This is a genomic window from Massilia sp. Bi118, from assembly GCF_918697865.1.
Lineage (GTDB): Bacteria > Pseudomonadota > Gammaproteobacteria > Burkholderiales > Burkholderiaceae_D > Telluria.
Window position 1 is genome coordinate 307,472 of record NZ_CAKKMV010000002.1, and the last position, 21,303, is coordinate 328,774.

A 21,303-nucleotide genomic window follows, 5' to 3' on the forward strand; every position below is an offset into this window, starting at 1 on the left:
ACCATGAACGACATGAGCGCACCGGAAGGAAAGAAGACGGCGGCGTGGAGCGCGGTCGGCGTCTCGAAGGCCCACGAATCGGCGCGCCTGCACGTGCTCGGCCAGGCCGACTACACGGACGATATCGCCGAGGTCCGCGGCACCCTGCATGCGGCGCTGGGCCTGTCCAGCAAGGCGCACGCGAAGATCATCGCAATGGATCTGGCGCTAGTCCGCGCCAGCCGCGGCGTGGCCGCCGTCTACACCGCGCAAGACATCCCCGGCACCAACGATTGCGGCCCCATCATCCACGACGACCCCATCCTGGCCGATGGCCTGGTGCAGTATGTGGGCCAGCCGGTCTTCATCGTGGTCGCGGACACGCACGACAATGCGCGGCGCGCCGCGAAGAAGGGCGTCGTGAGGTATGAAGAACTGCCGGCCATCCTGACCCCGCAGGCCGCACGCAAGGCGCAGTCCTATGTGCTCCCGCCCATGCACCTCGCCCGTGGCGATGCGCAGGCAGCGTACGAAGCAGCGCCGCACACCGTCAAAGGCGAGCTGCACGTCGGCGGCCAGGAACAGTTCTACCTCGAAGGCCAGATCGCCTACGCCATCCCGCAGGAAAACGAGGGCATGCTGGTGCAGTGCTCGACCCAGCACCCGAGCGAGATGCAGCACGTGGTCGCGCACGCCCTCGGCCTGCATTCGCACCACGTGGTGGTCGAGTGCCGGCGCATGGGCGGCGGCTTCGGCGGCAAGGAATCGCAGTCGGCGCTGTGGGCCGCGGCGGCCGCCATCTCGGCCAGGCTGACGGGCCGCGCCGTCAAATTGCGCGCCGACCGCGACGACGACATGCTGGTCACCGGCAAGCGCCATTGCTTCCACTACGAATACGAAGTCGGCTACGACGGCGAGGGCCGCATCGTCGCGGCGAAGGTCGACATGGTCTCGCGCGCCGGCTATTCGGCCGACCTGTCCGGCCCTGTCGCCACGCGCGCCGTCTGCCACTTCGACAATACTTATTATTTGTCCGACGTCGACATCCGCGCCGCCTGCGGCAAGACCAACACCCAGTCGAACACCGCCTTCCGCGGCTTCGGCGGCCCGCAGGGCGCGATCGCGATGGAGTACGTGCTCGACGAGATCGCCCGCAATCTCGGCCGCGATGCGCTCGACATCCGCAAGCTGAATTTCTACGGCAAGGACGAGCGCAACGTCACGCCTTACGGCCAGGTCATCGTCGACAACGTGATCCATGAGCTGGTGGACGAGCTGGAATCGACCTCCGAATACCGCAAACGCCGCGAAGACATCGAGGCCTTCAACGCAAGCAGCCCGGTGCTGAAGAAGGGCCTGGCGCTCACGCCCGTCAAATTCGGCATCGCCTTCAACGTCACCCACCTGAACCAGGCCGGCGCGCTGGTGCATGTGTACGTGGACGGCTCCATCCTGGTCAACCACGGCGGCACCGAGATGGGGCAGGGCGTCAACACCAAGGTGATGCAGGTGGTGGCGCACGAACTGGGCGTGGCTATGTCCCGGGTGCGCATCACCGCCACCAATACCAGCAAGGTCGCCAACACCTCGGCCACCGCGGCTTCCACCGGCGCGGACCTGAACGGCAAGGCGGCCCAGGATGCTGCGCGCCAGATCCGCGAACGCCTGGCCGCCTTTGCGGTCAAGCTGTACGGCGGCGCGGTGGACGAAGTGCGCTTTGCGGCCGATACCGTGTTCGTGAATGGCCATGAGATTCCCTTCGGCGAGCTGGTGGCGAAAGCCTACCTGGCGCGCACCCAGCTGTGGTCGGACGGCTACTACGCCACCCCCGGCCTGTCCTGGGACCCGAAGACCATGACCGGCCGTCCCTTCTCCTATTTCGCCTACGGCGCCGCGGTCTCGGAAGTGGTCGTCGATACCCTCACCGGGGAATGGAAGCTGCTGCGCGCCGATGCGCTCTACGACGCCGGTAAATCGCTGAATCCGGCCATCGATATCGGCCAGGTCGAAGGCGCCTTCATCCAGGGCATGGGCTGGCTGACCACCGAGGAGCTGTGGTGGAACGATGGCGGCAAGCTCATGACGCACGCGCCGTCCACTTATAAAATCCCGGCGATTTCGGACTGCCCGGAAGACTTCCGCGTGCGCCTGTTCGAGAACCGCAACGTCGAGGATTCGATCCACCGCTCGAAGGCCGTGGGCGAGCCGCCGCTGCTGCTGCCTTTCTCGGTGTTCTTCGCGATCCGCGACGCTATTTCCAGCGTGGGCCAGCACAAGGTGAATCCACCCTTGAACGCGCCGGCGACCTGTGAAGCTATCCTCAAGGCCGTTGCCGCGGTAGAGGCGAGCGCCTGAGATGGAAGACTGGCTGCAAGCTGCGGCATCGGATGCCGGGCTCCATGCTGTGCTGGTGACGGTGGCCGCGGTCGAAGGCTCGGTGCCGCGCGAACCCGGCGCCAGGATGCTGGTCGACGCGACGCGCCAGTGGGGCACGGTCGGCGGCGGCCACCTGGAGCTGCGTGGCTGCGAGACCGCGCGCGCCATGCTGGCGAGCTTTGAGGCCCGCCGCCTGGAACGCTTCCCGCTCGGCCCCAGCCTGGGGCAGTGCTGCGGCGGGGTGGTGCAACTGGCTTTCGAGCTGCTCGATGCCGGCCACGCAAAAGTGCTGGCCGAACGCCCGCATGAAGACAGCTGGCGTCTCGTAGCAATTGACGGCGCCCCCGACCGGGCCCTGTTCGACGCAAGCAGACAACAAATCCACGGTGAACCGGCTCCGGCCTTTACAGGCACGCAAGGCGCCCCGAATTTTACGCATATAATGCGCGGTCCCGACGGGCGCCGCTGGCTGGTCGACAAGGTCGAAGCGCCGCACGAGCACCTGATGCTGTTCGGCGCCGGCCACGTGGGCGCGGCCATCGTGCGCGCCCTGGCCGATTTGCCCTGCCGCGTGACCTGGGTCGACGAGCGCGAGGACCTGTTCCCCGCGCAGGTCCCGGCCAACGTCACAATCGAAGCGACCGATACCCCGGAAGCGCTGGCGGAGCAGGCCCCACCGGGCGCCAGCTTCCTCGTCATGACGCACAGCCATGCGCTCGACCAGCGCCTGGCCGACGCGATCCTGAAGCGCCCGTCCTTCGATCAGGACTGGTTCGGATTGATCGGATCGCAAACCAAACGCAAGCAGTTCGAGCACCGCCTGCGCGACCGCGGCATCACTCAGGCGCGCCTGGATGCCATGGTCTGCCCGATCGGCGTGCCCGGCATCGAAGGCAAGCAGCCCGCCGTGATCGCCGTCGCCGTGGCCGCGCAGTTGCTGATGGTGTGGGAAACCCGCACCGCTACCAAAGCTTCAACAGGAATACTTTAATATGTCCATGGACACCCGGAACCTGCAGGCCTACCGAGCGAGCCTGCTGCATTTTCACGCCGATCCGGCCTTTGCCGAGGATGCCTACGCCTGGCATGCGGATGGCCTGCTGATCGTCGAGAACGGCCATGTCAAGGCGGCCGGCGACTACGCGCAGCTGCAAGCCAGCCTGCCGCAAGGCGTCGAGGTAATCGACTACCGCGGCAAGATCATCGTGCCCGGCTTCATCGACACGCACCTGCACTTCCCGCAGACCGACATGATCGCCTCGCCGGCCCCGGGCCTGCTGCCCTGGCTGGAGAATTTCACCTTCCCGACCGAGCGCCAGTTCGGCGATCCGGCGCACGGCCGCGCCACCGCCGACTTCTTCCTCGACGAGCTGCTGAGGAACGGCACCACCACGGCCCTGGTCTACTGCACCGTGCACAAGGAATCGGTGGACGCGCTGTTCGAGGCGACCACCGCCCGCAATCTGCGCATGGGCGGCGGCAAGGTGCTGATGGACCGCCACTGCCCGGACTTTTTGCAGGACACCGCCGACCTGCGCGAGAGCGAAGAGCTGATCAAGCGCTGGCACAACAAGGGGAGGGCGATGTACGCTATTACCCCGCGTTTCGCCCCGACATCGACCGAGGCCCAGCTGGCCGCCACCGGCGAACTGGCGCGCGCCTATCCGGACACCTTCATCCAGACCCACGTCTCGGAAAACCAGGACGAGTGCAAGTGGGTCGGCGAGCTGTTCCCGCAGCGCCGCAGCTACCTGGACGTCTACGACCACTATGGCCTGATGCGTCCGCGCGCCATGTACGGCCACTGCATCTGGCTGGACGACGCCGACTTCGCACGCATGGGGGAAACCGGCGCGGCCATTTCCCACTGCCCGACCTCGAACCTGTTCCTGGGCAGCGGCCTGTTCGACATCGCGCGCGCCGACAAGGCCGGTGCGCTGGTCTCGCTGGGCACGGACGTGGGGGCGGGTACCTCCTTCTCGATGTTGCAAACCATGAATGAAGCGTATAAAGTTGCGCGACTGAAAGGCAGCTACCTCCCGGCCCTGCGCATGTTCTACCTCGCCACGCTGGGCGCCGCACGCAGCATGCAGCTCGAGGGCACGATCGGGAATTTCGCCCCCGGCGTCGAGGCCGATTTCATCGTGCTCGACCCGAAAGCCACGCCGCTGCTGGCGCGCCGCACCGCGCACAGCAATACGCTCGAGGAGACCCTGTTTGCGCTGGCCCTGCTGGGCGACGACCGCGCCGTCCGCGCCACTTATGCGTCCGGCAGTCTGGTGCACGACAGGACGCTGCCCTGAGGTTTCCCCTGGACCGACCGAAAGCACATATGCAGAAGATTCTCCTCGCCGCGGCTCTGAGCCTGGCCCTCGCCGCCACCGCCGATGCGCGCCCGAACGCCGCCAACGCCAACGAGGCCGCCACCGCGCGCCACTACGCGGCCCTGATCGCCGGCGAGCCGAAGACGGCCGAGCTGACCATGTTCTTCACCCAGATGCCCAAGGGCGGGGACCTGCACCACCACTACTCGGGCGCGATCTACGCCGAGACCTATGTCGACTTCCTCGACAAGCAGGGCTATTGCGTCGACAAGCAGACCTACAAGATCGAGACCAAACCGGCGGTGGTCGAGGCCGAGCGCAACAAGCAGCCGAAGGAACGCAACTGCCTCGGCAGCGCCGACGTCTACGCCGACGACTTCACCTACCGCGAGCTGCTGCAGCGCTGGTCGAGCAAGGATTTTTATAACCACGGCGCCCTGCAGGCGCCGCCGGACCGCCAGTTCTTCCAGACCTTCGGCTACTTCGGCCCGGTCTCGAACGCCAACTTCCACGAAGGCCTGGTCGAGATCAAGGAGCGCGCCATCCGCGAGAACGTCGGCTACATCGAGACGATGTTCAAGATGTCGCCGTTCGTCGTCAATAAAGAATTCGACGCCCAGGCCTGGCAGAACGCGAAGGACGATAAAGCCTTCGAAGCGCAGATGCGCGCCTGGATGGCGCAGCTGGACGGTGACCAGAAGTTCAGCCAGTCGATCGACGACTTCGTGAAAAAGATCGACGAAGCCGCCGCCGGCATCGACGACGAGCGCTTCACCATGCGCTACCAGACCTATGTGCTGCGCCTGCTGAACCCGTCCCAGGTGTTTTCCTCGATGCTGGCCGGCTTCAAGGCGGCCAGGAAGGACAGCAAGATCGTGGGCGTCAACATCGTCGGCCAGGAAAGCCAGATGGTCTCGATGCGCGACTACACGCTGCACATGAAGATGTTCCGCTTCCTGAAGTCGGTCTACCCGGACGTCAAGGTGGCCCTGCACGCCGGCGAACTGGCGCTCGGCGACGTGCCGCCGGAAGACCTGCAGTACCACATCGACGAAGCCCTGAACCTGGCCGGCGCCGACCGCATCGGCCACGGCATCGACCTCGCGCACGAGACCAACGCCGCCGCCATCATGCAGCGCATGCGCGATAAGGACATCCCGGTCGAGATCAACCTGACCTCGAATGGCTTCATCAACGGTGTGAAAGGGGAGAACCACCCGGTCACCTTGTACCGCAAGTACGGCGTGCCCTATGTGATCTCGACCGACGACGCCGGCGTGACCCGCCACAACCTGGCCAACGAGTACGTGCTGTTCGCCAGCCGCTACAAGCCGAGCTATGCGGAAGTCAAGAAAGCGTCCTACAACAGCATCCGTTATTCCTTCCTGCCGGCGGCCGACAAGTCCCGCCTGACCCGCCAGCTGGACGAGCGTTTCGCCAGATTCGAGGCCGGCGTGGTCGCCCTGGACCGCAAGGCGCGCGCCGCCAAGTAATCTGTTTTACCCATCCGGCATACTCACCGGATGGGTAAAATCTTGCCAAAAATTCAAATCTGTCTCGCCTAAACGACAAAAATCTTTTGCCAAAAGGACAGAATTTGAGAATTTCGCGGTTTGTGATTTCTCATAAGCATGCCTCCCTTATAATCCCGCCGACAGTGCTTATGCATGTTTGCAGGGGAAAAACCCAGAAAAACATGATTTTCGCTCCTTATTTATATGGTCAACATATAAATTGCCGACGGAAATCATATTTGTCACGCATGGTGGGCTCATGCATGATCGGGTGGCGCGGCTAGATAAATTTGCAAGTTTCCGCAGATTGTCGTCATGTCATCAATCTGACATATCCGCTTCCTATACTGCCGTGCTTCAAAGCCGGAGGGTCGTCCCTCCCCATAGATTTTCGCAGGGTCAAAACTGCTGTTGTCGTTTTTACAATAACACTCTAGGGAGTACCTTAATGCAATCCGCTTTTCATCAACAACCCAAGTTGCGCCTCAGCCTGATCGCTGTGGCATGCCAGCTGGCATGCTTCGCGGCCGCGGCCAACGCCCAAACTTCGACGACGCAGAAGACTGACGCCGACGCTGGCCAGATGCGCGAAGTCGTCATCACCGGCAAGAAGATTGGTATGGGTCTGATGGTTACCGAAGACGCGCCGAAGGCACGTTCGACCATCACGGCAGAGGAACTGGAAAAGCAGCGCCCGACCGGCAACGCCTATGAAGCACTCGAGATGCTGCCGTCGGTGAACAGCTACAACATGGACGCAACCGGCCTGTTCGGCGGCGGCCTGACCCTGCGCGGTTTCAACAGCGACCAGATCGGCGCCACCATCAACGGCGTGCCGGTCAATGACTCGGGTTCGTTCTCGGTCTACCCGCAAGAATACGTCGACCAGGAAAACACCTGCTCGGAATTCGTGACCCAGGGTTCGACCGACGTGGATTCGCCGCAAGTCGGCGCCACCGGCGGTAACTTCGGCATCATCACCTGCAACCCGGAAAACAAGCAGCGCGTTCGCGTGATGCAGACCCTGGGTCAGCTGCACCTGTCCAAGACCTTCGTGCGCTACGACACCGGCCTGTTCCCGGACGGCCACTCGAAGGCATTCATCTCGTACTCGAAAGCCCATTCCAAGAAGTGGAAGGGTGAAGGCGGCGCCAATCGCGAGCACATCGACGGCGGCTTCAACTACGACTGGGATCGCTTCAACTACATCCACGCCACCATCCTGTGGAACAACGCGAACAATAACAACATCAACAACATCACCCTGGCCGAACTGCAGAAGAACGGCTACGAGTACGACACCACCGCGGTCTTCCCTGGCCACGCCGCCCCGACCCCGGGCAAGGCAGGTTCCGACCCGGTCGCAACCCCGCCGTACTACGGCCTGTCGCGCAACCCCTTCAAGAACGCCATCGCTTCGGCAGTCGCCAAGTTCCGCCTGGGCGCCGATACCGACCTGAAGATCGTACCTTACTACTGGTACGGCTTCGGCAACGGCGGCATCCAGCAGCGCGCCCAGAAGGAAACCAGCTTCCTGACCGACACCATCGGCAGCAACGGCCGCTACAACACCAACGGCGGCGTCGACCTGAACGGTGACGGCGACACCCTGGACACCGTGGTCATTGCCAATGCCAGCGTGACCCGCACCAACCGTCCTGGCGTGACCGCCTCGGTCACCCACACCGTGGGCGACCACACCATCCTGGGCGGCTTCTGGTACGAGAACGCCAAGCACCGCCAGACCAGCCCGATGGTCCTGGTGGACAACAACGGCGGCTTCGATCCGTGGCTGCAGGACAATGCGATCGACCGCCCGAATGGCACCGCGTACAACTTCCGCGACTGGGTGACCAAGTCCATCGGCTGGCAGGCATTCCTGCAAGACACCGTCGTCATGTTCGACGACAAGGCGACCTTCAACTTCGGCGTGCGTACCCCGCACCTGAAGCGTGACGTCACCAACAACGTGAGCGAAGGCAACACCTACGGTACCTACCGTATCGCCAAGACCTACAGCTCGGTCCTGCCGCAGCTGGGCGCCCGCTACCGCATCACCAACGACGACCAGATCTTCGCGTCGCTTGCCAAGAACATGAAGGCGCCGCCGAACTTCGTCTACGGTAACGCCGGCACCAACGTCCAGTTCGTCAACGGCGTTGCGACCCTGAAGGGCGACGTGAAGTCGGAAACCTCGTGGAACACCGACATCGGCTACCGCCACCAGGACAACAAGTACATCGCCACCCTGACCGTGTTCGACGTGAACTTCAAGAACCGCCAGGCAACTGCGTTCGATGAGTTCTCGCAGGCCAGCAGCTACACCAACGTCGGCGACGTGCGTAACCGCGGTTTCGAGATCGAAGCGAACAACATGCCGATCAACGGCTGGTCGCTGTACGGCTCGCTGGGTTACCAGAAGAGCGAGATCAAGAACGACCTGCGCATCAGCTCGACCGCTACCCTGCCGCTGTCCGGCAAGGAAATGCCGAACACCCCGCGCTGGAAGGCCGGTCTGTCGCTCGAGTACTCGACCGGTGGCTTCTACGCCCGCCTCAAGGCACGTTCGACCAGCGAACAGCAAGCCACCATGCTGAACGACGAGACCGCACCGGGCTACACCACGTTCTCGCTGGACGGCGGCTACAAGTTCGCGAACTACGGCCTGCTGAAGAACCCGAAGCTGCAGTGGAACCTCAGCAACATCACCAACAAGCAGTACCGCAACCCGTCGTCGACCAACGTCACCAACGCGCTGGCCTACCCGGGCATCTTCAGCAATACTGTGCGTTACTACCTGGGCGCGCCGCGCTTCGCATCGGTCACCCTGTCGGTCGATATCTGATCACAGGCTGATGCCGTAAAATGAAAACAGGCCTTCGGGCCTGTTTTTTTTGATCCCTGCATTCGTATTGACACTTACATGGCCCTTCGTCTCTCTACTGCCGCCCTGGCCCTCGCGTTCGCCTTCACGGCAGCCGGCTGCGCCACTTCCCACCAACCGGCCGCCCGCAGCGTCGACATCAACCTGGTGGCCCTGAACGACTTCCACGGCAACCTCGAACCGAGCAAGTACAGCTATGCGCCGGCTGGCAGCGCCCAGAAACAGACCATCCAGGCCGGCGGCATCGACGTGCTGGGCGGGGCAATGGCCGCCTTCCGCAAGGAAGACAAGGACCTGCTGTTCGTCGCCGCCGGCGACCTGGTCGGCGCCAGCCCGGCGCTGTCCTCGATGTGGGCGGACGAGCCGAGCATCGAAGCGATGAACCGCATGGGCCTGGTTGCGAGCTCGCTCGGCAACCATGAATTCGACCAGGGCAGCAAGGAACTGCTGCGCCAGCAGCACGGCGGCTGCGATTCGCCGCGGCCAAGTAAGGCATGCCAGCTCGCGCCGGGCTTCAAGGGCGCCGGCTTCAGCTACCTGGCCACCAACGTCGTCGAGCAGGCCACCGGCAAGAACCTGGTGCCGGGCTGGCGCATCGTCGATGTCAAGGGCGTCAAGGTCGGCCTGATCGGCGCAGTGCTGAAGGACACGCCGTCGGTGGCGGTGGCCTCGGCCATCAAGGGCCTGTCCTTCCTGGACGAAGCCGACTCGATCAACAAGGTCCTGCCGGCGATGCGCGCGCAGGGCGCGCAGGTGTTCGTGGTCCTGATCCACGAGGGCGGCCATACCGGCGAGCCTTTCGACAAGACGTATTGCGACGGCCTCGAAGGCCCGATCGTCGGCATCGTGAAGAAACTCGATCCGGCGATCCGCCTGGTCATCACCGGCCACTCGCACAAGGGTTACCTGTGCAAGGTCGACGGCCGCGTCGTGACTCAGGCCGACTACGCCGGCCACGTGCTGTCGCGCATCCGCATGCAGGTCGACCCGGCCAGCGGCGCCGTGCGCGACATCGACGTGCGCAACGTCGTGATGGCGCCGGGCGCTTACGCTCCCGATCCGGCGCTGGCGGCCTACCTGCAGGGCGTCCGCGCGCGCAGCACCGCCGAACTGGCCAAGCCGGTGGCGACCATCGGCGCCACGGCCCCGGTGCAGCGCAAGGAAAGCGAAGCCGGCGAATCGCCGCTGGGCGACCTGATCGCCGACGCCGCGCTGGCCGCCACCCGCGAGCAGGGCGTGCAGGTGGCCTTCATGAACCCGGGCGGCATCCGCAAGGACCTGGAAGTGGGCGACAAGGGCGTGGTCAGCTTCGGCCAGGCCCAGGCCGTGCTCCCCTTCGGGAATACCCTGGTCGTGATGGACCTGAGCGGCGCCAATCTGCGCGCCACGCTGGAGCAGCAGTGGGACCGCCCGGGCGGCGGCCACTACATGCTGCAGGTCTCGCACAGCCTGTCCTATGCCTGGGACAGCACGCGCCCGGTCGGCCAGCGCCTGGTGCCGGGCAGCCTGAAGGTGAACGGCGTGCCGGTCGACGACGCCAAGACCTACCGCGTGGCGGCGAATAACTTCCTGGCCGACGGCGGCGACAACTTCCCGGCCCTGGCCAAGGGCGTCAACCGCTCGGACACGCAGATGCGCGACCTCGACGCCCTGATCGCCTACATGAAGCAGCATCCGGAGTTTGGCGCGGCATCGATGGCGGCGCCACAGGCCCGCATTCAGAAGGTGCGCTGAGAAGCGCATTGCCGGATAATAGACAGGTTCAACCCAAGGAATCACTCATGAAAAAACTCGCTTGTGTACTCGCGCTGGCAGGCGCTTTCGCTTCGACCAATGCGCTCGCCTGGGGCACCGACGGCCACCGCGCGGTCGGCGCCATCGCCGACAAGCTGCTCAAGGGCAGCAAGGCCGAACAGCAGATCAAGTCCATCCTGCTGCCGGGCGAAACCCTGGAATCGGTTTCCACCTGGCCGGACTGCGTGAAGGGCACCTACTGCGGCCCGCAGAGCCAGGACATGATCGACTACGTGAACGCCAACCCGAAGCACAGCGAGTACCACTACACCGACGTGCCGTTCCAGCTGGATCATTATCATGACGGCGCCGCCGGCACCGCCGACGACGACATCGTGCAGACCCTGAAGCAGGCGATCGCCGTCCTGCAGGGCAAGGACACTCCGGCCACCAACCCGCACAAGTTCACCAGGCGCCAGGCCCTGATCCTGATCACCCACATGACCGGCGACATCCACCAGCCGCTGCACGTGGGCGCCGCTTTCGTCAGCAAGGACGGCAAGTTCGTGGTTCCGAAGACCAAGGCCGAGATCGACGAGACCGCGGTCTTCGATTCGCGCGGCGGCAACAACTTCCTGATGGACGACGCCAAGCTCACCAGCCTGGTCGCGAGCCTGTCCGACGTCATCCCGCCGGAAGAAGCCAAGCCGCTCAAGGAAGGCGTGCCGAAGGCGCTGACCAAGCCCTTCCACTCCTACTGGGACAGCACCACCGTCAACTACGCCTTCCGCCGCATCCAGACCAGGACCCCGGAAAAGTTCGCGCAGGCCGCGATCGACGGCAAGCCGGCGATCGCTTCGGCCACCGGCGACCTCGCGACCTGGCCGTACCAGTGGGCGGACGACGCGCTGGCCGTGTCCAAGCAGGCCTTCGACGGCGTCACTGTCGGCAAGATCACGCCGCAGGTGAGCAAGAAGGGCGAGACCTACTACACCTGGAGCCTGGAAGTGCCGCAGAACTACCCGGTGCCGAGTTCGCAGATCGCCAAGACCCAGCTGATCAAGGGTGGGTATCATCTGGCGCAGCTGCTGCAGGCGATCTACCAATAAACCGTAGGGTGGGCACACCGTGCCCACGCAGCAATCATGGAACGCCGCACGCCGCAGGGTGTGCGGCGTTTTTTTTGCACGTGCATTTACAATGTCGCCAACATTAACCTTCCTGCCATCATGCGCATACTTCCCTATCTTGCCCTTGCCGGCGCCGTTTTCCTGCCCACTTTCGCTGCCGCCCAGGCCGAACGCGTCGAACCCGTCGACCGCAACCTGCCGCTGTGGGAAGCCGGCATCGGCGCCGCCGGCTTCAGCACGCCGGCCTATCCCGGCGCCGACGACCGCTCGAACCGCGGCCTGGTACTGCCTTTCCTGATCTATCGCGGCAAGGTCTTCCGCGCCGACCAGAACGGCGTCGGCGCGCGCCTGCTCAACACGGATAAAGTCGAATTCGACATCGGTTTTTCGGGTTCGCTGCCGGCGCATTCCGACGACGTCGAGGCGCGGCGCGGCATGCCGGACCTCGGCACCTTGCTGGAATTCGGACCGCGCGTGAAATACAAGTTCGCCGACCTGGGCGAGCACGGGAAACTGCGCATCGACCTGCCGCTGCGCGCCGTGATCGAAGCCAGGGGAGGGCTGCGCCGCCAGGGCTGGACCATGGAGCCGCGCCTGGTGTGGGAGCAGCGCGGCGAAGGCGCGCGCTGGACCATGGACGCCCAGCTGGGCGCGGTGTTCGGCGACCGCCGCGTCAACCATTATTTCTACGAAGTCGAACCGCAGTACGCGACGGCGTCGCGCCCCGCCTACCACGCCGACGCCGGCCTGATGCTGGTGCGCACCGGCATCGGCGGCAGCCTGCGCCTGAACCCGGACCTGCGCCTGTTCAGTGCATTGCGTTACGAGCTGTATTCGGGCGCGGCCAACAAGGACAGTCCGCTGATGCGCAAATCGAGCGGCGTGTCGGCCTTCGTGGGACTGGTGTGGACTTTTGCGCGCTCGGAAGCGCGAGCGCGCGGGGCAGAGTGAATGCGATGCGTGGGCTCGGAGAGCCCACCCCACGCGATGTAGGGTGGGCACCCCGTGCCCACGATGCTTTTAACGGGATTTGACGAACGGCTTGCCGATCGCCTTCGGCGCCACCGACTTGGCCATCAGGCCGGCCAGCACCACCACGGTCACGACATACGGAATCATCTGGATCAGCGAGCCCGGGATGCGGCCCACGACCGGCAGGTCGACGCCTTCGAGCTGGATCTGGATCGCGCCGAACAGGCCGAACATCAGGCAGCCCAGCACGGTGTGCAGCGGACGCCAGTTGCCGAACACCAGGGCGGTCAGGGCCAGGTAGCCGGCGCCGGCCGACATGTCGCGCAGGAAGAAGCCGCTCTGGACGATGGCGAGATAGGCGCCCGAGAAGGAGCACAGCACGCCGGCCACCAGCATCGCCAGGTAGCGGGTGCGCTCGACCGAGACGCCGGCGGCGTCGGCCGCGTGCGGGTTCTCGCCGCAGGCGCGCAGGCGCAGGCCGAAGCGGCTGTGGTAGATCACCCAATGCACCACCGGGAGTAACAGGAACGCCAGGTAGACCAGCACCGACTGGCCGCCGATCACGTGGCCGTACAGCCAGCCGATGAAGGGGATGCCGTCCAGGGCCGCGGTGCCGGGCAGGACCACGTCGGTCAGGCGCGCGCCGCCGAGGTCCGGCGTGCGGCCGCCCTGCTGGAAGAAGAACTGGGCCAGCACGAAGGTCAGGCCGCTCATCGCGATGTTGATGGCGATGCCGCACACCAGCTGGTTGCCCTTCTGCGTGATGGCGACGAAGGCCTGGATCATGGCCAGGGCCGCGGACACGGCGATGCCGGCGAGGATGCCGTACCACGGGTTCTGGGTCGTGTACGCCACCGCGGCGGAGACGAAGGCCGAGGCCAGGATCTTGCCTTCCAGGCCGATGTCGACCACGCCGCTGCGTTCGGCGAACAGGCCGGCCATCGCGGCGAACATCAGCACCGGCGCATTGCGGATCGTCGAGACTACTATACTTGCGAGATGAAGATCTTCCATCTTAGTTTCCTTATTTCTTACCCTTGCGAAGATTGATCAGTTTCAGCAGCGCCGGACCGTACAGGTATTCCATCGCGCCGCAGAACAGGATGATCAGGCCCTGGATGAAGATGAAGGTCTCTTGCGGGATGTTCGGTTTTTCCAGCGAGAGGTCGAAGCCGCCCTGGATCAGCGCGCCGAACAGCACCGACGACAGGAAGATGCCGACCGGATGCTGGCGGCCCATCAGCGCGATCGCGATGCCGACGAAGCCGGCGCCGGCCGGGAAGTTCAGCGACAGGTAGTGGGTCGAGCCCATCACCGAGTTGACGGCGGCCAGGCCGGCCAGCGCGCCCGACACCAGCATGGTGACGACGATGGTGCGGCTGATCTTCACGCCGGCATAGTGCGCGGCGTGCTGGTTCAAGCCGGTCGCGCGCAGCTTGTAGCCCCAGGAGGAGCGCCACACGGCCACGCCGTAGATCACCAGCGCCGCGATCGCGATCAGGAAGCTGATGTTGAGCGGGGTGTCGCCCAGCAGCGAGGTGCCGTCGGCCCGCATGAACCAGTTCTGCAGCTGCGGCATGGTGGCGGCTTCCGAGAAGGTGCGCGAGGCCGGGTTCTGCTGGCCCTGGGGGATCATGTAGCGCACGATCAGGAAGTTCATCAGGTTGGCGGCGATGAAGTTGAACATGATGGTCGTGACCACCACGTGGCTGCCGCGCCTGGCCTGCAGGAAGCCCGGCAGGAAGGCCCACAGGCCGCCGAACAGGGCCGCGCCCAGCATGCCGGCCGGGATCAGCACCCAGGCGGGCAGGCTGGCGTCGAAGGCCAGCATGACCAGGGTGAGGCCAAGGCCGCCGATGTACATCTGGCCTTCGGCGCCGATGTTGAAGAGGCCCGCCTGCATGGCGATCGACACGGCCAGGCCGGTGAAGATGAAGGTCGAGGCGTAGAACAGCGTGTAGGCCAGGCCTTCCGGATTGACGATGGCGCTGTTGATCAGGATCTGCATCGATTCCAGCGGGCTCTCGCCCAGCAGATGGATCACCAGCGCCGCCACCAGCAGCGCCGACAGCAGGTTCAGGATGGGCAGGACGAAACCCGTGGCCCAGCGTGGAAGTTCAGTTTTCATGTCAGCTCAGTGCAATCACGACTTGTGCATGCCGCCCATCAGCAGGCCGATGCGGGTGGTGTCGAATTCGTCGATCGGGAGAATGCCGGTGATGCGCCCGCCCGACATCACGAGGATGCGGTCGGCCAGCGCGCGCACTTCTTCCAGCTCCACGGAGGAGAGCAGGATCGCCACGCCCTCGTCGCGCAGGCGCAGCAGCTGGGTGTGGATGCTCTCGATGGTGCCGATGTCGACGCCGCGGGTCGGCTGGCCAACCAGCATCATCTTCGGCCTGGCCGCGACTTCGCGCGCGATCACGACCTTCTGCTGGTTGCCGCCGGAGAGCAGGCCGATACGCAGGTCCGGATTGTTCGGACGGACGTCGAAGGCCTGCATCAGGCTAGAACAGCGCTGGGCGATCTTCTTGAAGTCGAACAGGCCCCAGCGGTTCTTCACGTGGTCCTGGTAGCCGAACACGGTGTTGTGCATGACCGAGAAATCCTTGATCACGCCGTCGCGCAGGCGGTCTTCCGGCACGTGGCCGATGCCCAGCTCGCGGAAGGTGGCCGGCAGGCCGTCGGCGTTCGCGCGGCCGGCGTAGGGCAGTTCCTTGCCGAGGAATTCGACGCGGCCAGCGGTCGGCAGGCGCATGCCGGACAGGATCTCGAGCAGCTCGCTCTGGCCGTTGCCGGACACGCCGGCGATCGCCACCACTTCGCCCGCGCGCAGGGTGAAGTCGATGTCCGAAAGGAGGGCGACGCCGTTGGCGTCCTTCAGCTGGACCTTCGAGACCTTCAGCACGTCGGCGCCCGGATTGAAAGGCGCGCGCGGCAGTTCGCTCTGGATCGGGCGGCCGACCATCATGTTGGCCAGCTGCTCCTTCGAGGTCTCCGCGGTCTTCACGGCGCCCACCACGCGGCCGGCGCGCATGACCGTCACCTCGTCGGTGATGTCCATGATTTCCTGCAGCTTGTGGGTGATCAGGATGATGGTCTTGCCCTGTTCCTTGAACAGGCGAAGAATCTCGAACAGCGACGCGGTTTCCTGGGCCGTCAGGACGGCGGTCGGCTCGTCCAGGATCAGGATGTTGGCGCTGCGGTAGATCTGCTTGAGGATCTCGACGCGCTGCTGGGCGCCCACGGACAGGTCGTGGATGGTCGCGAGCGGATCGACGTCGAGGCGGTAGCGGTCGCAGATCTCGCGCAGCTTGGCTTCCACGGCGCCGCGCTTGGCGGCCAGCTTGAAGCCGCCCTCGTTGCCCAGCATGACGTTGTCGAGCACGGTCATGTTCTCGACCAGCATGAAGTGCTGGTGTACCATGCCGATGCCGAGCGCGATGGCCTCAAAGCTGCTGCGGATATCCTGTGCCTGGCCATCGATCAGGACCTGGCCGCTGTCGGCGTTGTAGTAGCCGTACAGGATGCTCATCAGGGTCGACTTGCCGGCGCCATTTTCACCGATCACGCCATGGATCGAGCCTTTGGCGATCGAGAAGCTGACGTCGGCATTCGCCTGCACCGCCCCGAAGGCTTTGCTAATGTTGCGAAATTCTACGGCTGGCTGCATAGCGATCTGTAGTCAGAGTAAGTAAAGACGGGATGCATTATTCAAAAACGCGCCGCGCCGGTTTTTTATTCCGGCGCGGCGCGCTTGGTTTAACTCAGGTTGTGCTTACTGCGGGCAGGAACCGGCGGCGCGGTAGTCGACCACCTTGATCTTGCCGCTGATGATGTCGGCCTTGGCCTGGTTCACGCGCTTTTCCATTGCCGCGGAGACGATGGCGCGGTTGTTCTTGTCCAGTGCCCAGTCGACGCCGCCTTCCTTCAGGCCCTTGTAGGTCACGCCCGAGGCGAACTGGCCGGCCTTGGCCTGCATCAGCGCATCGTAGGTGGCGTTGCCGACGTTCTTGACCATCGAGGTCAGCACGGAACCCGGCTGGATGTCGTTCTGGTTGGAGTCGACGCCGATCGCCAGCTTGCCCTTGGTCTTGGCCATCTGGATCACGCCCAGGCCCGAACCGCCGGCCACGGCGAACACGACATCGGCGCCGCGGTCGAATTGCGCACGCGCCAGCTCGCCGCCCTTGGCCGGATCGTTCCAGGCCGCGGCGGTGGTGCCGACCATGTTCTGCTGCACGTCGATCTTCGGATTGACGGCCTTCGCGCCCTGCGCGTAGCCGCATTCGAAGGCGCGGATCAGCGGGATGTCCATGCCGCCGACGAAGCCGATCTTGCCCGACTTGGCAGCCATCGCGGCGGCGACGCCGACCAGGTAGGAGCCTTCCTGTTCCTTGAACAGGATCGAGTTGACGTTCTTGCCGGTGGCGTTGCCGTCGATGATCACGAAGTGCACGGCCGGGAATTCGGCGGCGATCTTCTGCACGGCCTGGGTCTGCGAGAAACCGACCGACACGATCAGGTCCAGCTTCTTGCGCGCGAGGCCGCGCAGCACCTGCTCGGCCTGGGTGTCGCTGCTGGCCTGGGCTTCGAAGACGTTGATGCCGTTCTGCTTCTTGAAGCGCTCAATGCCTTCGGCTGCCGACTGGTTGAACGACTTGTCGAACTTGCCGCCGGCGTCGTAGACGATGCCCAGCTTCGGCGCGCCCGCTGCGGCCGCACTGCCGGCGACGCACAGCGCCGCGATCGTCATACTGAGTTGCTTGAATTTCATGTAAATGGCTCCTGGAATCCTGATATTGTACCCGGCGCAACGGCTGCGATGGGAGGCGGCAAAGCAAGGACCAGCCGTCCGCGGCGCTCTGCCAGCGGATTGTGTCAAATCTCGTTCTATCTTGTAGTTACGATTTGTATCGCGGTCGAGGCCGGGCGCTTAATTGCAGTCCGGAGACCTTCAGCTTTGCCAACTATGCATCAGCACGTTTATTCGTGGCAAATACGATTTTACTTCGCAATTTATTTAGTTGAAATATAAATAGTGCTATTTTTCAGGTGTTTCTTACAGAAAACCACACGTCTTGGCGTGTGCGTAATGACAACAAAGCCGGAAAACGACTTACTTGCCTGAGAGAGGAAGTTCGGCCGTGACCGCCGCCAGCGGCAGCACGGCCAGGCCGGAAACGGCGATCGGCGCCGCCTCGGTGGCCACTGCGATGGCAGGTGCGGGAATCGCCGCCCCGGGCGGCGGCAGGGGGACAGGCGCCGCGTCGATGGCGGCGGCCGCGATGGCAGGAGCGGGAATGATGCCGGCCGAAACGGCGATGGGCTGGACTTCGGCCGGCATCTGGATCGAGTCGGCGCCCGGGCTGCCGGCTGCCGCGGCTTCGCTGAGCGGCTTGCCGAACTGGGACGTCAGGAAATTCGCGATGCGGCTCTGCGTGCCTTCCAGGTAGGGGATGTTCATGTGGTCCGACTCGGGCACGATGTCGTCGCCGCACAACTGGGCCAGCTTGGCCACCAATTGATCGGTATGCGAATGCGGCACCACGTCGTCGCTGGCCGCGCGCAGCACATAGGTCGGCGCCTTCAGGGCCGGCGCATACTTGATCGACTCGAAGCGGTGGCGCAGCATGTACTCGATCGGCATCACGCGGAACTTGCGCTTGGCAATCGCCAGGATCGAATCGTAGGGCGTGATCAGGACCACCGAATGCGCAGGGCGCTCCTTCGCCACCTGCACCGCCACCCCGGAACCCAGGCTGCGGCCGACCACGGCGATGCGGCGCGCATCCACATGGACGCGCGCGGCCATCCAGTCGAACAGCATGCAGCCATCCTCGACCATCTGGATCTCGGCCGGCACGCCATGCGATTCGCCATAGCCGCGGTAATTCACGGCCAGCACGGCCATATTGGGGAAGAGCTTGCCGGCATCGCGCACCACCCAGGAGACTTCCTCGGAGCGTCCGCCGAAATAGACCACGGCCGGGTGCGGGCCCGGAATCTTGGGCGTCATCAGCCAGCCGCAGAGACGGGTACCGTCGGCGGCGCGCAAGACCACGGGACGAGTGCGGTGGCCGCTGCTGCGCGGGCTTTGCACTTCGCGCTCGACGGTGGGATTGAACACCAGGCGGCGCTGGTTGGCCGCGACTGCGGCCGTGAGGCCCAGCCACAGCATGCTGGCAAAGCCAGCCATTCCCGCCGCTACTTTTTTCCGAGTGTCCATGCTACCAGTCTACCTCTGCCATCTTGAAACGGTCTGTGCGTTCGGGGACAAAGCCTCATGACGCACGACACATCCACAAATGCGTTGCCATAACACAACAATACCATGCCTGGCGGGAAGCTGCAGAGGAGGGCATGCTTACGAAGCAGTCGCGTCGTCGACCGTCTGATAGCGCAGGTACTGACTCGGTATCAGCTTGGGCGGCGTCGGGCAATTGCAGACGCACTCATCGTTCTCCAAGGCGGCCAGCCTGCCGTCGAAGCGCTCCGGCGTGCGCGGCCCAATGCAGTGGATGATGCCGGTGGCGCCGCAGGCATGGCAGCTGACTTCATCGCCTTCGAGGGCGACGCGGGCGCCGTTGATCGAGATCGTGCTCGAGGCCGAGGTAACGACGCCGTCGGCGGTCGTGCGGGCGCCCAGGGTGATGAGATGGCGTTTCATGATTCCATGGTGCCATCCCCATCGGGTCCGGCCTTGTTCCCGATCGGTTAAGATGGACAGTCATGCTGATTCCTTCTGACCTATTGGAGATGCTGTGCACTACCTGCTGATGTATGAACTGGCCCCCGACTACCTGGCGCGCCGCGGCGAATTCCGCAACGAACACCTGAAACTGGCCTGGGAAGCCGAACAGCGCGGCGAGATCGTGATCGCCGGCGCCCTGGCCGACCCGGCCGACTACGCCGTCCTGCTGTTCACCGGCGACTCGCCGGAAGTGGCCGAGCGCTTCGCCAAGGCCGATCCTTACGTGACCGAAGGCCTGGTGCAGTCCTGGATCGTGCGTCCGTGGACGACTGTCGTCGGCAAGGACGCTGCTACCCCAGTTCGCCCGGAGTAATCCGAGAGCGCCTGAAAAGCTCGCATGGCGGCGTTGCATGGTCTCGCCGTACTAGCGTACTGTCTTCGACCATGCGCCTTGCCGTGCGAGCTTGTCAGACGCTCTAACATTTCACTTCGCCGGCAGCAGCTTCACGACCAGGTTGTGGGTCGTGAGCGCGAACGAGCCGTCCGGCGCACGCGCCACCCCGGCCGGGCGGTCCAGGCCGCCGGGCAGGGCGCCCAGCGCGATGCCCTGGCGGCCGGCCACGCCCGCCACTGTGCTGGTCACGTTATCGAGGTTGATCCTGCGGATGGTGGCGTTGCCGGTGTCCGCGATATACAGATCGTTGCCCTCGACCGCAATGCCGCTGGGCGCGCACAGCCGCGACACGGTGGTGCTGCCGTCCGTTGCCCCGCACTGGCCAGCCTGGCCGGCCAGGGTCGACACCTCGCCACTCGGCTTGATCATCCGGACCGTCGAATTGCCGGTATCGACCACGTACACGTTGTCCCATTCGTCCACGCCCACGTCCTGCGGATTGCAGAAGCGCGCCGTGCCGCCGCGTCCGTCGGCGCTGCCGCACACGCCCGGCGAGCCTGCCACCGTGGTGACATTCCCGGCGGAGTCGATGCGGCGCACCGTGTGGTTGCCGGTGTCGGCGATCCACAGGTTGCCGCGGCGGTCCAGAGCGATGCCTTTCGGATTGCAGAACTGGGCGCTGGTCATGCGCCCGTCCACGCTGCCGCAGGTGCCGTTGCCGGCCACCGTGCCGACCGAACCCGCGGGTGTGATCTTGCGGACCACCGAGTTGCCGGTGTCGGTCAGGTAGACGTTGCCCTGTGCATCCGCGCTGAGCCGGGAGGGAAGGTTGAAGCGCGCGGCATTGCCGTCGCCGTCCGCATAGCCGACCGCGCCGCGGGCGCCGGCCAGGGTCGTGACCGCGCCCTGCGGCGTGACCTTGCGGATGGTGGCGCTGGCCGGCTCCGCCACGTACAGGTTGCCGAGCGCATCCGCGGCGATGCCTTCCGGCGCATTGAAGCGCGCCGCCGAGCCGGCGCCGTCCGCCGAGCCGGTGCAGACGCCGCAGACATCCCCGGCGATGGGGAAGAGGCCGGTGGCGCCCTGAGGACGGTCGGGCCAGCTGGGCCAGTCCGGATGGTTGGGCCAGGGATGGTCGTCGTGCCAGACGACGCCGATGCCGATGCCGACGTCGGCGCCGCAGCTGGCGAGCCCGAGCGCGGCCAGCAATGCCGCGCAGCGCAATAGCGGTCTCATGAACATCGCTCCTCTTGATGACCCATCAAGGATAGCGGGCGGGCGCGAGACCGGCATGCGCGCACG

At 64.8% G+C, this 21,303-nt stretch carries 16 protein-coding genes; 9 read left to right on the forward strand and 7 right to left on the reverse strand.

Annotated features, from left to right (window positions below; genetic code table 11):
• Window positions 1-3: 3 nt before the first annotated feature.
• The 8 genes from xdhB to LQV39_RS04080 all read left to right on the forward strand — a co-directional run bounded on the left by xdhB (window position 4) and on the right by LQV39_RS04080 (window position 12,892).
• The gene (gene xdhB, locus LQV39_RS04045) at window positions 4-2,334 is read left to right on the forward strand and encodes a xanthine dehydrogenase molybdopterin binding subunit (RefSeq protein WP_230020457.1); all 2,331 of its coding nucleotides are present in this window, start codon (window positions 4-6) and stop codon (window positions 2,332-2,334) included.
• Between the two features lies 1 nt (window position 2,335).
• Window positions 2,336-3,346, forward strand: a complete 1,011-nt coding sequence (gene xdhC, locus LQV39_RS04050) for a xanthine dehydrogenase accessory protein XdhC (protein ID WP_230020458.1) — start codon at window positions 2,336-2,338, stop codon at window positions 3,344-3,346.
• 7 nt (window positions 3,347-3,353) lie between these two features.
• Complete coding sequence (guaD, locus tag LQV39_RS04055) at window positions 3,354-4,658, forward strand: guanine deaminase (RefSeq protein ID WP_230020459.1); 1,305 nt, start codon at window positions 3,354-3,356, stop codon at window positions 4,656-4,658.
• Between the two features lie 29 nt (window positions 4,659-4,687).
• Complete coding sequence (locus LQV39_RS04060; RefSeq protein WP_230020460.1) at window positions 4,688-6,172, forward strand: adenosine deaminase; 1,485 nt, start codon at window positions 4,688-4,690, stop codon at window positions 6,170-6,172.
• Window positions 6,173-6,641: 469 nt separating this feature from the next.
• Complete coding sequence (locus tag LQV39_RS04065) at window positions 6,642-9,038, forward strand: TonB-dependent receptor (protein WP_230020461.1); 2,397 nt, start codon at window positions 6,642-6,644, stop codon at window positions 9,036-9,038.
• Window positions 9,039-9,116: 78 nt separating this feature from the next.
• A complete protein-coding gene (locus tag LQV39_RS04070) occupies window positions 9,117-10,811 on the forward strand; it encodes a bifunctional UDP-sugar hydrolase/5'-nucleotidase (protein ID WP_230020462.1) in 1,695 nt (564 codons plus the stop codon).
• Window positions 10,812-10,858: 47 nt separating this feature from the next.
• On the forward strand, window positions 10,859-11,920 hold the full coding sequence (locus LQV39_RS04075; protein WP_230020463.1) for a S1/P1 nuclease: 1,062 nt from the start codon (window positions 10,859-10,861) through the stop codon (window positions 11,918-11,920).
• A gap of 120 nt (window positions 11,921-12,040) precedes the next feature.
• On the forward strand, window positions 12,041-12,892 hold the full coding sequence (locus LQV39_RS04080) for a MipA/OmpV family protein (protein WP_230020464.1): 852 nt from the start codon (window positions 12,041-12,043) through the stop codon (window positions 12,890-12,892).
• Between the two features lie 69 nt (window positions 12,893-12,961).
• On the opposite strand, the gene LQV39_RS04085 is transcribed toward LQV39_RS04080, so the two are convergent.
• From LQV39_RS04085 to LQV39_RS04110, 6 genes are all read right to left on the reverse strand, one after another.
• Window positions 12,962-13,927: an ABC transporter permease gene (locus tag LQV39_RS04085; protein WP_230020465.1), complete on the reverse strand. Its 966-nt coding sequence runs from the start codon at window positions 13,925-13,927 to the stop codon at window positions 12,962-12,964.
• Between the two features lie 10 nt (window positions 13,928-13,937).
• Window positions 13,938-15,041, reverse strand: coding sequence for an ABC transporter permease (locus LQV39_RS04090; RefSeq protein WP_230020466.1), 1,104 nt, complete (start codon window positions 15,039-15,041; stop codon window positions 13,938-13,940).
• Between the two features lie 15 nt (window positions 15,042-15,056).
• Entirely contained in the window at window positions 15,057-16,586 is a 1,530-nt protein-coding gene (locus LQV39_RS04095; protein WP_230020467.1) for an ABC transporter ATP-binding protein, read from the reverse strand.
• Between the two features lie 105 nt (window positions 16,587-16,691).
• Window positions 16,692-17,690 (reverse strand): BMP family protein, encoded by a 999-nt coding sequence (locus LQV39_RS04100; RefSeq protein ID WP_230020468.1) that lies wholly within the window; start codon window positions 17,688-17,690, stop codon window positions 16,692-16,694.
• A gap of 342 nt (window positions 17,691-18,032) precedes the next feature.
• Window positions 18,033-19,112, reverse strand: a complete 1,080-nt coding sequence (locus LQV39_RS04105) for an alpha/beta hydrolase (RefSeq protein WP_230020469.1) — start codon at window positions 19,110-19,112, stop codon at window positions 18,033-18,035.
• A gap of 168 nt (window positions 19,113-19,280) precedes the next feature.
• Entirely contained in the window at window positions 19,281-19,583 is a 303-nt protein-coding gene (locus LQV39_RS04110) for a PAAR domain-containing protein (RefSeq protein WP_230020470.1), read from the reverse strand.
• A gap of 94 nt (window positions 19,584-19,677) precedes the next feature.
• On the opposite strand from LQV39_RS04110, the gene LQV39_RS04115 reads away from it, so the two are divergent.
• Window positions 19,678-19,980 carry a YciI-like protein gene (locus LQV39_RS04115; protein WP_230020471.1) on the forward strand — a complete coding sequence of 101 codons (303 nt, stop codon included), beginning with the start codon at window positions 19,678-19,680 and terminating at the stop codon, window positions 19,978-19,980.
• Window positions 19,981-20,091: 111 nt separating this feature from the next.
• Here the strand turns inward: LQV39_RS04115 and LQV39_RS04120 are convergent, their stop codons facing one another.
• Window positions 20,092-21,237: a hypothetical protein gene (locus tag LQV39_RS04120; RefSeq protein ID WP_230020472.1), complete on the reverse strand. Its 1,146-nt coding sequence runs from the start codon at window positions 21,235-21,237 to the stop codon at window positions 20,092-20,094.
• Window positions 21,238-21,303 lie beyond the last annotated feature (66 nt).

Coding starts and splice junctions, on each gene's coding strand:
- LQV39_RS04060 (WP_230020460.1), top strand. CDS start 4,688: ATGCAGAAGATTCTCCTCGCCGCGGCTCTGAGCCTGGCCCTCGCCGCC.
- LQV39_RS04120 (WP_230020472.1), bottom strand. CDS start 21,237: ATGAGACCGCTATTGCGCTGCGCGGCATTGCTGGCCGCGCTCGGGCTC.
- LQV39_RS04110 (WP_230020470.1), bottom strand. CDS start 19,583: ATGAAACGCCATCTCATCACCCTGGGCGCCCGCACGACCGCCGACGGC.
- LQV39_RS04085 (WP_230020465.1), bottom strand. CDS start 13,927: ATGGAAGATCTTCATCTCGCAAGTATAGTAGTCTCGACGATCCGCAAT.
- LQV39_RS04075 (WP_230020463.1), top strand. CDS start 10,859: ATGAAAAAACTCGCTTGTGTACTCGCGCTGGCAGGCGCTTTCGCTTCG.
- LQV39_RS04100 (WP_230020468.1), bottom strand. CDS start 17,690: ATGAAATTCAAGCAACTCAGTATGACGATCGCGGCGCTGTGCGTCGCC.
- xdhB (WP_230020457.1), top strand. CDS start 4: ATGAACGACATGAGCGCACCGGAAGGAAAGAAGACGGCGGCGTGGAGC.
- LQV39_RS04105 (WP_230020469.1), bottom strand. CDS start 19,112: ATGGCTGGCTTTGCCAGCATGCTGTGGCTGGGCCTCACGGCCGCAGTC.
- LQV39_RS04070 (WP_230020462.1), top strand. CDS start 9,117: ATGGCCCTTCGTCTCTCTACTGCCGCCCTGGCCCTCGCGTTCGCCTTC.
- xdhC (WP_230020458.1), top strand. CDS start 2,336: ATGGAAGACTGGCTGCAAGCTGCGGCATCGGATGCCGGGCTCCATGCT.
- guaD (WP_230020459.1), top strand. CDS start 3,354: ATGGACACCCGGAACCTGCAGGCCTACCGAGCGAGCCTGCTGCATTTT.
- LQV39_RS04080 (WP_230020464.1), top strand. CDS start 12,041: ATGCGCATACTTCCCTATCTTGCCCTTGCCGGCGCCGTTTTCCTGCCC.
- LQV39_RS04090 (WP_230020466.1), bottom strand. CDS start 15,041: ATGAAAACTGAACTTCCACGCTGGGCCACGGGTTTCGTCCTGCCCATC.
- LQV39_RS04065 (WP_230020461.1), top strand. CDS start 6,642: ATGCAATCCGCTTTTCATCAACAACCCAAGTTGCGCCTCAGCCTGATC.
- LQV39_RS04095 (WP_230020467.1), bottom strand. CDS start 16,586: ATGCAGCCAGCCGTAGAATTTCGCAACATTAGCAAAGCCTTCGGGGCG.